General features: G+C 57.0%; 11 protein-coding genes. 4 read left to right on the top strand and 7 right to left on the bottom strand.

Going from position 1 to position 12,275, the window contains the following annotated elements:
• The 6 genes from GOV90_RS16800 to GOV90_RS16775 all read right to left on the bottom strand — a co-directional run bounded on the left by GOV90_RS16800 (position 1) and on the right by GOV90_RS16775 (position 7,491).
• Entirely contained in the window at positions 1-1,497 is a 1,497-nt protein-coding gene (locus GOV90_RS16800) for a trimethylamine methyltransferase family protein (protein WP_256367935.1), read from the bottom strand.
• A gap of 176 nt (positions 1,498-1,673) precedes the next feature.
• Complete coding sequence (locus GOV90_RS16795; RefSeq protein ID WP_171095204.1) at positions 1,674-2,918, bottom strand: Tm-1-like ATP-binding domain-containing protein; 1,245 nt, start codon at positions 2,916-2,918, stop codon at positions 1,674-1,676.
• Positions 2,919-2,943: 25 nt separating this feature from the next.
• Complete coding sequence (locus GOV90_RS16790; protein ID WP_171095202.1) at positions 2,944-4,428, bottom strand: aldehyde dehydrogenase family protein; 1,485 nt, start codon at positions 4,426-4,428, stop codon at positions 2,944-2,946.
• Between the two features lie 6 nt (positions 4,429-4,434).
• Positions 4,435-5,955: a tripartite tricarboxylate transporter permease gene (locus GOV90_RS16785; protein WP_171095200.1), complete on the bottom strand. Its 1,521-nt coding sequence runs from the start codon at positions 5,953-5,955 to the stop codon at positions 4,435-4,437.
• Positions 5,956-5,962: 7 nt separating this feature from the next.
• Positions 5,963-6,499 (bottom strand): tripartite tricarboxylate transporter TctB family protein, encoded by a 537-nt coding sequence (locus tag GOV90_RS16780; protein WP_171095198.1) that lies wholly within the window; start codon positions 6,497-6,499, stop codon positions 5,963-5,965.
• A gap of 62 nt (positions 6,500-6,561) precedes the next feature.
• Positions 6,562-7,491 carry a tripartite tricarboxylate transporter substrate binding protein gene (locus GOV90_RS16775; RefSeq protein WP_171095196.1) on the bottom strand — a complete coding sequence of 310 codons (930 nt, stop codon included), beginning with the start codon at positions 7,489-7,491 and terminating at the stop codon, positions 6,562-6,564.
• Positions 7,492-7,599: 108 nt separating this feature from the next.
• On the opposite strand from GOV90_RS16775, the gene GOV90_RS16770 reads away from it, so the two are divergent.
• Positions 7,600-8,379: an IclR family transcriptional regulator gene (locus GOV90_RS16770; protein WP_171095194.1), complete on the top strand. Its 780-nt coding sequence runs from the start codon at positions 7,600-7,602 to the stop codon at positions 8,377-8,379.
• Between the two features lie 34 nt (positions 8,380-8,413).
• The gene (locus GOV90_RS16765) at positions 8,414-9,766 is read left to right on the top strand and encodes an aminotransferase class III-fold pyridoxal phosphate-dependent enzyme (protein ID WP_171095192.1); all 1,353 of its coding nucleotides are present in this window, start codon (positions 8,414-8,416) and stop codon (positions 9,764-9,766) included.
• Positions 9,767-9,799: 33 nt separating this feature from the next.
• Here the strand turns inward: GOV90_RS16765 and hpaR are convergent, their stop codons facing one another.
• The gene (gene hpaR / locus GOV90_RS16760; RefSeq protein ID WP_171095190.1) at positions 9,800-10,240 is read right to left on the bottom strand and encodes a homoprotocatechuate degradation operon regulator HpaR; all 441 of its coding nucleotides are present in this window, start codon (positions 10,238-10,240) and stop codon (positions 9,800-9,802) included.
• 105 nt (positions 10,241-10,345) lie between these two features.
• Here hpaR and GOV90_RS16755 point away from each other — a divergent pair, with 105 nt between their 5' ends.
• Both GOV90_RS16755 and hpaE read left to right on the top strand, forming a co-directional pair.
• A complete protein-coding gene (locus GOV90_RS16755) occupies positions 10,346-10,744 on the top strand; it encodes a 5-carboxymethyl-2-hydroxymuconate Delta-isomerase (protein WP_171095188.1) in 399 nt (132 codons plus the stop codon).
• Positions 10,745-10,747: 3 nt separating this feature from the next.
• On the top strand, positions 10,748-12,256 hold the full coding sequence (gene hpaE / locus GOV90_RS16750) for a 5-carboxymethyl-2-hydroxymuconate semialdehyde dehydrogenase (protein ID WP_171095186.1): 1,509 nt from the start codon (positions 10,748-10,750) through the stop codon (positions 12,254-12,256).
• The last annotated feature ends 19 nt before the right edge of the window (positions 12,257-12,275 follow it).

Genomic DNA, 12,275 nt, shown 5'->3' with positions numbered 1-12,275 from the left:
TTAATCTTTCAGATGGATGGGCAGGCGAGCGCGCAGGGCGGCCTCGATATCGGCCGGCAGGTGGGAAGGCGCAGGCTGCGCTTCGATCTCGGCAACGCGGGCTATGGCTTTGTCCCAGACGGTTTGCGCACCGCTTTCAAGCCAGTCATTGACGCTCTGGCGATCGCCCAGAGACGGATAGACGTATTCCTTGGTCATCAGATCCAGGGTCTGAGCCGTGCCGAGGAAGTGCCCTTCGCCGGTCACGACCTGTTCGATCATGTCCAGATCAATCGAGCCTTCGAACATTTCAACGCCGCGCACTGAACGCAGGATGGCACCGCACATGTCGTTGTCGATCACCAGAGCTTCTTTGCTGGCTGCCATGATCGAGCCCAGCATACCCACGGACAAGTTTATCATGTCAGCGCCGCCCTGTGCGGCCAGCGCAATTGTATAACCCTTTTCATAGCCCGACTGCGCGTCCGCCGTCTTGGCATCGGTCATGCCCGCTGAAACGGTTGAAGGCAGGCCGAGGTTCAAAAGCAGTTGCGCAGCGGCAGCATTGGCCACAGCAGCTTCGCCAGAACCGCCGGTCATAGCGCCAGTCCGCAGGTCGGAAATGAACGGCAGGAACGCTAGAATACATGGAAAGCCAGGCTGCATCATGTTGACCAGAACCAGACCGGCCAGAGACTCGGCCAAACCCTGTGCCAATGCGCCAGCCAGCGCGGCCGGACTTGTTGCCCCCGCCTGCGCCGCTGAGCAAATCTGCAGCGGTATCCCCAATCGGACGCATTCACGCATCACCCCGCAGGCCTCTTCGGCCAGCGTCAGCGGTGGCACCACGTGACAAACGGATGCGAAACAGAAGGGCTGCGCCTTGAACGCGCCGTTGCCGCCTAAAGCCGCGTCGAACATTTCAACCACGGGGGTTACACTGGCGGGCTCGAAAAAGCTTGTGCCAATGGGTTTCGAGGTCGCCTTCATCGCGGCAAATGCCGTGTTGATATCCAGGGTCAGCGGGTCTTCCAGATCCCGGGCCACAACGGGACGCAGGGAATAGTGAATGCTGTCGCAGGCATCCACGATGCGCATCAGGCTGTACAAGTCTTGTAACGTGCTGTCGCGGAACGTATTTGTGGCGGCGTCAAGCACTTGCACCGCTGCGCCACCGGTACCGATATGGACGCGACCGCCGCCAACCTCGATCCCGCGATCCCGATTGAAACCGGGCAGTTCTACGCGTTTACACGCGCCTGCGATTATGTCCTCGACCAAGGTGCGTGAAAAGGTGATGCGGCCATCAGCCCGTTCCGTCGCCCCATTCTCTAACGCCAGTGTGCGAATATCTTCAGGTGCCTCTGAGACACCAATTTTTTCCAAAATGTCGAAGGCGGTATCGGTGATATGCGCCAGTTTGCTGTTATCCAGCGGCATAAATCGACCGCCAAGGGGCGGTAAAGTCATCTGTGGCGTCGCGGAACCAGAAGCCCGTCTTGATCGTGTTCGCCGCATGAGCGCGTCCTTGATGAGGTGTTTTCCCGCGCATCTTAGGAAGGGTGTAGTTTTAGCTCAATTCCATTATTAGCTGATTTTTGTGAATGCAGTTCATTCAAATACACGGCGTAACCTGTAAACTTACGCACCGAAGTCTTCATGTTTCAATGAGGGCGATACTGCCCCGTGAAAAGTCAACTTTGTGGCGTTGACGTAACCACGCCACGTTCGACCCAATCGTCGAAAAGCGTTAGAACGGCGTCGCAGAACGCGGTATCGTTGATATGGGCGTCCAGTTCGGTCATTGGCACCTGATCAGGCATCACCCGGCGGGCTTCGTCGATCATTTCGGCTAGTGCTTGTGGGTCATGCGCCTCTTCACCTTCCTTGTCCCAGGCCTCGATGCCTTGCAGTGGTAGAAAGAAATGCGTTGGTCCTTTTGCTGCACCCAATCGATTGGCAAGTTCCCGAATCCAGGCGCGCCGTTCGGCTCCGTTGAAGACCGAACTTTTGATCAGCCGGTTGTGTTCGTGGAAAGGCCGGTCGGCATAGTGTTCGGGGATCTCCTGCCAGCCTGCAAAATCCATCAAATCCAGCGCGCCGGGGGCGACCATCTGCGGGATACCCATGCGCCCGGCATTGGTGACCCGGTCCTCGCCGCTTGAAACGACAGAGCCCGCCATGAGGTTTCCGAATTCCTGCATACAGAAATCCATCACGCAGGCGAACGCGCCTTCGCTGGCCAGTTTTTCGTAGGCCATGCCACCCATCCCTGTGGAATGAAACACGGCCACTTCAAACCCGCGCTCTTCCAGTGCTGGTTTGAGGGTCTTCATGTACCGAAGGCAGGATGATCCCAGGCTGGTCATGCCAACCAGTGGCTTGCTACGGTCCGGTGCAATGGCGGCCTTTGTCGCGCCGACCACCGCCCCAGCCGCCTGACTGAGCGATGATTGGCAGATCGAATTCATGCCATAGAGCCCGCCAGCCCAAAGGATCATCTGAATATCGGGGGCCAGCCGGTGTGGCGGGATAAGCGGTGAAAAGCTGACGGTTGAGACAATGTATTTCGGCACGCCCATCGGCAGCGCCTGCGCACAATCCAGCGCAAGGTCGGTGCCCATTGTACCGCCGGTGGCCAGCATCCCGTCAAACCGTCCGTCGGCATAGGCCCGTGCAACCACTTTGGCGGCCCCGGCAGACATGATGCGGAAGGCTTTATTTTCGTCTCCTTGGGCGATGACCTCATCAATTGTCATGCCACCAGCCGCGGCCACGTCATGCTTTGAGATGTCAGTTGGTGCAGAGGGATCACCCAAAACAGACACATCCATCGTCAATACATTGGCACCCTGCGCTTGAATTGTTTCTTCGATAAACCGCATTTCGGGTTCTTTGGTGTCGTAGGTGCCGATCAACAGGATTGTGTTATTGGTCATTTGTGCCTCTCTTGCTTCTCGGCGGTCAGAGTTTGATCCAAGCGGTTTTCAGATCGAAGTACTTTTCCATTGTATGCAGCGACTTGTCATGCCCGTTGCCCGACTGACGAACGCCACCAAGGGGAACGGACAGGTCTGCGCCGCCATAGGTGTTCACATGGACAACCCCGGCACGAATGCCTGCGACCATGCGATGTGCGCGGCCTAGGTTCGAGGTCCAGACCCCGCCTGCCAACCCGTAAACGGTCGCGTTTGCCAGACGGATCGCGTCTTCTTCGTCCGTGAAGGGCGTGACGGCCAGAACAGGGCCAAAGACTTCGTTTTGGAACAGACTGTCGGTCTCTTTCACCCCGGCCATGACGGTCGGTGCCATGTAATAACCACCAGTCTCGGTCAGAATACGGGCGCCACCTGTGCGGCGCTCAGCGCCTTCCGCTTCGGCTGTGCTCACGAAATCCAGATTGGACTCCAGTTCGGACAGGCTGTGAACCGCGCCGATCTGGCTGTTCAGGTCCAACGGATCGCCAACGCGAAAGGCTGAGGCGTGGCGGGTGATCTCAGAGACGAAGTCCTCGTAAATCTCCTGTTGGACCAACAGGCGCGATCCGGCGACACAGACCTGGCCCGAATTACGGAAAATGCCAGCGGCTGAAACCTTGGCCGCCTCGGCAAGGTCCGGGGCATCGGCAAAGACGATGTTCGGCGATTTGCCGCCCAGTTCCAGATAGCAGCGCTTTAGGTTGGACCGCGCGGAATATTCCAAAAGCCGCCGCCCTGTCGCGCCTGACCCGGTGAAGACAAGGATGTCGACATCCATCGATAGCGCCAGCGCCTCACCCACAACCGAACCGCGACCGGTCACGACGTTGAACACGCCGTCTGGCACCCCGGCCTCAGCTGCCAGTTCGGCGATTTTCAACAGGCTGAGCGAAGCGCTTTCTGCTGGTTTCAAGACCACGGAGTTGCCTGCCGCCAACGCCGGGGCGATTTTCCAGCTACCGATCATCAGCGGAAAGTTCCATGGCACAACCGCGCCGACAACGCCAACGGGTGCGTGATGTATCAGACCCAGAACGTCGTCACCCGTGGGGGCGATCTGGCCGTACAGCTTGTCGATGGCTTCGGCATAATACCGGAACGTTGCCGCAGCCGAGAGCGCCTCGGCCTTATAGGCCATATTGATCTCGGTCCCGTTGTCGCGAACGCCCAGAACAGCGATCTCCAGCGCTTGGGATTCGATTAGATCAGCAAGCTTCAGCAGCACTTTCTTACGGCCCGCAGGGGCCAGTCGTGACCACCGCCCATCTTCAAACGATACCCGCGCCGCACGGACGGCGGCGTCGACATCTGCGGCACTGCCTTCGGCGATCACCGCCAGCGGCTGACCGTTGATTGGGGAATGCACTTGATGCTGAGCACCGGTTTCACCATCCTGAAAGCGGCCGTTTATGAAATGTCCGCGCGGAGCGATTGCCTGAGTGCGCAGCGCGTCAATCGAGGACTGATCCATGTGGCATTATCCTTGCTGTGTCGTGTCTTCGTCGAGAACCGGTTGCGGTTTGACGCGGTCCTTGTGTTCCTGGATCAGAGATCGAATGTGCAACAGGATGATCCCCAGGATCATCACAAACAGGATTGCCGCGATGGGCCGGTCGATGAAATCAAGCGGTGATTTCACACGGGCCATGGCGCTGCGCAGTTTGACCTCCATGATGCCACCCAAAACCATACCCAAAATGATGGGCACGATCGGCAGGTTCAGGCGTTTCAGGATCAGGCCAAAAACGCCGAACCCGGCCGCAATCGCGCAATCGGTGATCGAGTTTCGCAGGCTGTACACGCCCACAAAAGAAAGGGTCAGGATCATGATGCCCAAAAATCGGGTTGGGATCTGAATGAGTTTCAGCAGCAGATTGGTCGAAAACAGCAAAAAGATCAGAACAACCACGTTCAGAAGGATCAACGCCATATACAGAGCCATGACAAAGTCCATCTGTTCCGCAAACAGTTGCGGGCCGGGGATCACGTTGTGGACGTAGAAAACCGACAGCATCATCGCGGTCAGAGCCTCACCCGGAATGCCCAGCGCCAAAAGCGGGATCATTGCGGCCCCCGGAACAGCGTTGTTGGCGGCCTCAGACGCCACCAGACCTTCGGGCGATCCTTTGCCAAAAGCGTCGAGATCTTTCGAGCTCTTCTGAGCGTAGGTGTAAGACAGGAACTGAGACGTGAATTCGCCGGTGCCCGGCACCATACCCATGAGAACACCCAGTGATGACGATACGGTGGCGATGCGCTTCAGGCCCAGAAGCTCTTTCAGGCCGGTAAATATATTGCCGCGAACATGGGCTTCGCCAGGAGCGTGTTCCTTATCGACCAGCAAAAGCAGCGCTTGGCTGATGGCAAACAGGCCCAATACAACAACGATCAGATCGACGCCCGACGACAGCCAGGTTTGTTCAAAGGTGAAACGCCGCGTGTATTTGACAGGCTCCAGCCCCACCGTGTTCAGAAAAATCCCAAAAAACGCCAGCATGGCGGCGGAAAAAGTCTGCCCGCGATGAGCCAGGATCACGAGTAAAATACCCATGAAAGCGGCCAGAAAAATCTCGCGACTGCCGAAATGCGGGGCGACCCATGCCAGAACGGGCGAAAGAACGATCAGGCAAAGGATCGAGAAAATACCCCCAAAGAACGAAGCTGAATAGGCCAGCGACAAAGCCCGATGGCCTTCGCCGCGTTTGGTCATGGGATAGCCGTCATAGGTGGTAAGGGCGTTCACGGCCGTGCCTGGGGTGTTGATCAGAATGGCCGGGATTGCCCCACCGTACATGGATGACCCGTAGATGCCCAGCAGAAGGGTCAGCCCAACGATAGGCTCGAAAGCAAATGTAGCAGGCAGCAGGATCGCGATGGCCACGGCGGCGCCCACGCCGGGCAAGGCGCCAATGATAACACCCCCGACAGAGCCGATGATCAGCGCCACCATGACTTGCCACTGGGCCAGAATTGCAAAGCCGGAAATCAGATTGTCCATTGCCGCCTCATAGATAGGTCAGCGCAAAGGCGCGCAGCCCGTCGGGCAGGTATTCATAAACGCGACCAGCGGGGATGTTCACCTGCAGTAGCGCCCGAAAGACGATTGCGACTACCGCGCCAAAGACAAGGGCGATGCAAAAGGCCCCGGGCAAGCGAAACCCCAGACGGACAGTTAAAAGGGCTGCAAACAGCATGGTCGAGGGCAAGTATCCAAGCCATGGAACAGCAACAACGTAAATCAGAAAATAGACAACGTATTCGAGCGATTTCAGCCAAAACGTGATCTCTCGCAAACGGCCTGGAATACGTGGTGACAGGAATGAGCTCAGCAAATGCAGACCGCTGAACACAACCATGCCCCAGATCGCGATAGTTGGCCACAAAGCAGGCTGCGCAAACCACTTTGTCCGTTTGACGACCTGAGTTTCGCTTCCAAGCTGGCTGAGAAGTAACAGCGAGAACACGAAGAACATCGTGGCAAACACGATGTCACCGGGGCGTCGATAGCGCCGGAACATGTCTTGCAAGGTCTTTGCAATCATCGTGGCCTCCTGTTGGATGGAAATAGGCCCGGCATTGTAAAACGTGCCGGGCCCGTTCCGGTTTATTCGCCCAGGATCTCTTCGATCTTGGCGAACGAGGCTTTGTCCTGCTCGATCTGAGCGTTGGAGGCATCCGGATCCTGCCAATAAATCAGGGCACCGGTTTCCTCGGCCAATTGTTTTGCCTTGTCAGAACTCAGCGCCTTTTGAGCCGCCGCCGAAATTTTTTCGCGGGCGTCCGCTGGGGTGTCCTTGTGGACAAACAATCCGTTCCACAGGGCCAAAGGCAGATCCGGGTTTAGTTCCACGACTGTTGGTGTATCGGGCACCAGCGAAATCCGCTCGCCGCCGATGCTGGCAAGGACGTTCACCTGATCCAGACAGGGCAGGATAAGCTGAAGGGTGGTGTTGATCACGTCGACGTCGCCCGATGCCAGAGTGTTGCAGTCCAGCGCGTCAAACGCCGCTTCGCTGGCAAAGTCGAACCCGCTGCTGACGGCTGCGGCAAAGGTCACCTGGGTCGGTGGTAAAACGGAACCGAAATGGCCAAGTGCGACGTCGTTTTCCTTGCCGTGTTCCGCCAGCTCTTCCCAGCTTGAGAAAGGCGCATCCTTGCTGGCTGCGATCACGAAGGGATAGGTCAGGAAGATCCCGATGGGATCAAACGGGTTGGGGTTGAGCTCGGGGATGCCGATTTCGGGACCAATGACCGGCACGCCGATGACAAAAGACCCGATGGTGTAGCCGTCTGCAGGGGCGGTTGCCACCTCGACGGCACCCGGGAACGGACCACCGCCACCGCCGGGTTTGTTCACGACGGCGGCTGGTACGCCGTACATGGTTTGAAATTCATCGGCGATCATCCGCGTCAGAACATCTTCCAGATCGCCCGGAGGCCACGGCACCACAAAGCTGACCGGCTTTTCGGGGTACTCGGCCAGTGCAGCGGTAGCTGATGCCACTAAAGCCGCAGCTGTAAGAAATTTCTTCATTGACTCCTCCCATACGTGGTTCATTATTTGATCCGCGTTAACAATAATAATGTTGCTTTGTTAAGTTAGTTCTGTCAAGTATTCCCTGAGTAAGAGGAAGCGAAACACATGGGCACAGCCCTTAACGCCTTAAAAATGCTGGATTACTTTTCAAGCGCGCGACCGGAAATCGGGCTGAGTCATTTTGCGCGACTGTCCGGATTGAACAAGGCAACCGCGCTGCGCCACCTGCGTGCGCTTGAGGAATACGGTCTGATCGAACAGAATCCTATGACCAAGTCTTATGCTATCGGACCGGCGGCCTTGCGCCTGGCAGCGCTGCGTGAAATCGCGCGGCCAGGCATCGAAAGTGCGCGCCAGAAAATGCAAATGGCGATGCAGCGCGTTGGCGAAAGCCTGCATTTGTCGCTGTTAGAAAAGACCGGGCTGCAAACCGCATTGGTGGTTGAAACAACGCGGCACAGCGTGCGCGTCAGCCTTGACCCCAGTGAGATCCTGCCGATCAATGCAACGGCCTCGGGTCTTTGTATGCTCAGTTTTGGCCCACCCAGTCTGATGGAAGATTTGGATCACAAAGAGCAAGCGCGCTTCACGGACGCCACGCTCATTGATCCTGAAATCATCAAAGAACGGGTTGCGCGGATCAGCGCCTCAGGCTGGGCCAACAGCAACGGCAGCTATGAAGAGGGCGTCTTTGGGTACGCCGCGCCGATTTTTGGTATTGATCAAGTCGCTCTGGGGACCATTGCAATTGCTGTGCCAGAAGGCCGCGCCACCGACGACCGCCTGCCATCCATTCTGTCTGCATTGCACACTCTTTCGACGGACCTGACCGCCGATTTTGGCGGTCAGTTACCCGACACTTTTCCCACTGAATTCCACCCATGACCGAGGGTGAACGATACTTCCGGAGGCCCGCACCATGAAAGACTCGAACTTTCTGAAGGAAAACAACGCCCGTTATTTCTGGCACCCGATGGCACATCCTGCCGACAGTCAAAAGAACCCGCCGACCATTTTGAATGGCGGTGAAGGTGTCAGCATTATCGATGTTGATGGTCACAAAGCGCTGGATGCCGTGGGGGGGCTGTGGAACGTCAATTTGGGCTATTCCTGCGAACCGGTGAAACAGGCCATTGCCGATCAGCTGAACGCGTTGCCTTATTACTCGACCTTTCGCGGAACCAGCAATGACAAAGCCATTGAACTGTCTTATGAGCTGGCGCAGTTTTTCGCACCTGACGGTTTGACCCGCGCGTTCTTTACGTCGGGTGGATCGGACTCTGTCGAAATTGCGCTGAAGCTTGCACGGCAATACCACAAGGTCAGGGGCGATGCTGGTCGCACCAAGTTCATCAGCCTCAAGCAGGGCTATCACGGCACCCACTTCGCGGCTGCATCCGTCAACGGCAATCAAAAGTTTCGCGCGGTCTATGAGCCGATGATGCCGGGTTGTTTCCACGTGCCCGCACCCTGGACCTATCGCAACCCGTTTGACGAGACGGACCCCGAGCGTCTGGCGCAACTTTGCGTCAAGGCGTTGGAAGCTGAGATCGCGTTTCAGGGGGCAAACACGGTTGCGGCGTTTATCATGGAGCCGGTTCTTGGCGCCGGGGGAGTGATCCCTCCGCACAAAAGCTTTATGCCCATGGTGCGCGAGGTGTGTTCCAAACACGGTATTCTTTTGATCTCTGACGAGATCATTACCGCATTTGGCCGCACCGGCAGCGAAAGTGGAGCACGGCATTGGGGCGTTCAGCCGGACATCATGACAACAGCAAAAGCGATCACCAACGGGTACTTTCCGTTTGGCGCGGCAATGATTTCGGGCGCGGTTGCTGAAGTCTTCGAAAAGGACACCACGGGTCTTGCATCGGTCGATCAGGGCTACACTTACTCTGGTCATCCGGTTGGAGCAGCAGCGGCGCTGGCTGCTTTGTCCGAGATCAACAGGCTGCGGGTTTGGGAAAATGCAGCGGCGCGCGGGGATGAATTATTTGCCGGGTTGCAGAAGCTGGCCGAAAAGCATGACGTCATCGGCGACGTGCGCGGTGGCGAGGGCTTGATGTGCGCGCTCGAACTCGTTTCTGATCGGGCGACCAAAGTCCCAATTGCCAAACACCTGCCGTTGCAGATTCAGAAAGCGGCTTACGAAGATGGCGTAATGGTGCGCGTTTCCGGCAACAACATCATTCTGTCGCCCCCGCTGATTATCACGTCAGATGATGTGACCAAGATCCTGTCAGCGTTGGATACGGGTCTGTCGACTCTTTGAGCGTTCAATCGGCCTCGTCTGCTCAAGGCGAGGTCAAACTTTAACGGCCTGTAGTTCTTCCAGAAGATCCAGCAATTGGTCCAGCTTTTCACGACCCATCTGAGACTCGATATTGCTGGAGATCGCAAGTGACGTGGCCAGGTTTTCCTTAAGGATGGACCGGCCTGCATCCGTGATCGTGACCATGGTGCGGCGCTTGTCGTCACTGTCCTGGCGACGAGTGATCTGGCCATCAGCCTCCATTGTGCGCACGATGCGGGTCACGCTTGGAAGCAGCAGACAAGCCTCGTGTGCAATGGTGCTTTGTTCCACTTCGCCCAGTTCATCCAGCACGCGCAGGATGCGCCATTTCTGTTCGGTTATCTGGATGCCTTGCAGCATGTCCCGGATCGGGGCCATGACAGTTTCACGGGCACGCAACAGCGCGATAGGAAGGGACCGGGCGGTGCTCTTGGTGTGGCTTTGAGTGGTCATGCGGCCTTCTAGAGCGGTAGTTCGGAAATTGCAAAGATTAACAAAGCAATCTCTTGACGTGGGGCACATTAAATACTAAACATGTTAAGTAATAAAGGAGGAATCATGCCGCATTTCCACGTCGAATATTCCGGAAACCTGGAAGACAAGATCGATATGGGTGGCCTGTGCGAATGCATAAGGGCAACAGCTGCCGGGATCGACACCTTTCCGATGCCGGGCATTCGCGTGCGCGCAACGCGTGTGGACCACTATGCCATTGCGGATGGAAATCCGGCGCATGGATTTGTTGATATCTCGATCCGTCTGCGTGCAGGGCGGTCGGAAGACGTCAAGCAGGACGCGACGCGGCGTATATTTGACGCGGTCAAAGCCTATCTGGCGTCCGCCCTTTCGCAAAATTCCATCGCTCTGTCGCTTGAGATGCGCGACATCGACCCCAACCTTTCGCCTAAAACCGGCACGATCCGCGACCATCTGGCCGCGACTTCGCAGGAGACCTGAAACATGAGTGCGCTGGAGACGAATATTGAAAAACTGACGAGCTTTCTGGCCCGGTTCAGGGAAACCGGCATTCTCAATCGTATCGCTGGCGAAGACCGGGACGGGTCTGGCGGTGTATTCCAATCCACTTCGCCTGTCGACAAATCTGTGATCTGCGACGTTGCACATGGCTCGGCTGATGATATTGATGCGGCGGCAAAGGCCGCCCATGCCGCCTTTGCTGAATGGCGCGACATGTCTGCCACCGAACGCCGCCGCATCTTGTTGCGCGTTGCTGATGCCATCGAAGCGCGGGCCGAGGAAATCGCGCTGTGTGAATGCTGGGACACGGGCCAGACGCTGCGCTTTATGTCCAAGGCCGCGTTGCGCGGGGCGGAGAATTTTCGGTATTTTGCCGATCAGGTGGTTCAGGCGCGAGACGGGCAACATTTGAAATCCCCGACGCTGATGAACGTGACCACGCGCGTTCCAATTGGACCAGTTGGCGTGATTACCCCATGGAACACACCGTTCATGCTGTCGACCTGGAAAATCGCCCCTGCATTGGCTGCGGGCTGCACGGTGGTACATAAGCCCGCAGAGGATTCTCCCCTGACGGCCCGCCTGCTGGTGGAAATCGCCGAAGAGGCCGGGTTGCCCAAAGGCGTGCTGAACACGGTCAATGGGTTTGGCCCCGATGCAGGCAAAGCCCTGTGCGAACATAAACTGATCAAGGCGATTGCTTTTGTCGGCGAAAGCCGCACTGGCAGCCTTATCGTCAAGCAGGGCGCGGACACGCATAAGCGCAACCATCTGGAGCTGGGTGGAAAAAACCCTGTGATCGTTTTTGATGACGCCGATCTGGATCGTGCGCTGGATGCGGTGATTTTCATGATCTATTCGATCAACGGCGAGCGTTGTACCTCATCTTCGCGGTTGCTGGTGCAGGATACGATCAAAGAAGAGTTCGAGGCGAAGCTGGTCGAGCGTGTGAACAACATCAAGGTTGGCCACCCGTTGGACCCGGCGACCGAGATTGGGCCACTGGTGACCGAAGAGCACTACAACAAAGTCACCGGCTACTTCGACATTGCCAAACAGGACGGTGCAACCGTTGCTGCCGGTGGGGTCAAGGTGGGCGATGAAGGCTATTTTGTCCGTCCGACCTTGTTCACCGATGCCACCAACCAGATGCGCATCGCACGCGAGGAGATCTTTGGCCCTGTTCTGACCTCGATCCCCTTTGCGACCGAGGAGGAGGCGCTTCAGATTGCCAACGACACGCCTTATGGCCTGACAGGCTATGTCTGGACCAACGACCTGACCCGTGCCCTGCGCTTTACAGACAAGCTGGAGGCTGGGATGATTTGGGTGAATTCAGAAAACGTGCGTCACCTGCCTACGCCCTTTGGCGGGGTCAAAGCGTCTGGAATCGGGCGCGACGGCGGGGATTGGAGCTTTGAGTTCTATATGGAACAAAAGCATATCGGTTTTGCCACCGGTCAGCACAAGATCATGCAATTGGGGAAATAAACCCCTCAGGAGATCCTGA

The sequence above is a fragment of the Ruegeria sp. HKCCA5929 genome, from assembly GCF_013034525.1.
Classification (GTDB): Bacteria; Pseudomonadota; Alphaproteobacteria; order Rhodobacterales; family Rhodobacteraceae; genus Ruegeria.
This window is presented reverse-complemented; position numbering and strand designations above follow the sequence as displayed.

Coding starts and splice junctions, on each gene's coding strand:
- GOV90_RS16800 (WP_256367935.1), bottom strand. CDS start 1,497: ATGCGGCGAACACGATCAAGACGGGCTTCTGGTTCCGCGACGCCACAG.
- GOV90_RS16795 (WP_171095204.1), bottom strand. CDS start 2,918: ATGACCAATAACACAATCCTGTTGATCGGCACCTACGACACCAAAGAA.
- GOV90_RS16790 (WP_171095202.1), bottom strand. CDS start 4,428: ATGGATCAGTCCTCGATTGACGCGCTGCGCACTCAGGCAATCGCTCCG.
- GOV90_RS16785 (WP_171095200.1), bottom strand. CDS start 5,955: ATGGACAATCTGATTTCCGGCTTTGCAATTCTGGCCCAGTGGCAAGTC.
- GOV90_RS16780 (WP_171095198.1), bottom strand. CDS start 6,499: ATGATTGCAAAGACCTTGCAAGACATGTTCCGGCGCTATCGACGCCCC.
- GOV90_RS16775 (WP_171095196.1), bottom strand. CDS start 7,491: ATGAAGAAATTTCTTACAGCTGCGGCTTTAGTGGCATCAGCTACCGCT.
- GOV90_RS16770 (WP_171095194.1), top strand. CDS start 7,600: ATGGGCACAGCCCTTAACGCCTTAAAAATGCTGGATTACTTTTCAAGC.
- GOV90_RS16765 (WP_171095192.1), top strand. CDS start 8,414: ATGAAAGACTCGAACTTTCTGAAGGAAAACAACGCCCGTTATTTCTGG.
- hpaR (WP_171095190.1), bottom strand. CDS start 10,240: ATGACCACTCAAAGCCACACCAAGAGCACCGCCCGGTCCCTTCCTATC.
- GOV90_RS16755 (WP_171095188.1), top strand. CDS start 10,346: ATGCCGCATTTCCACGTCGAATATTCCGGAAACCTGGAAGACAAGATC.
- hpaE (WP_171095186.1), top strand. CDS start 10,748: ATGAGTGCGCTGGAGACGAATATTGAAAAACTGACGAGCTTTCTGGCC.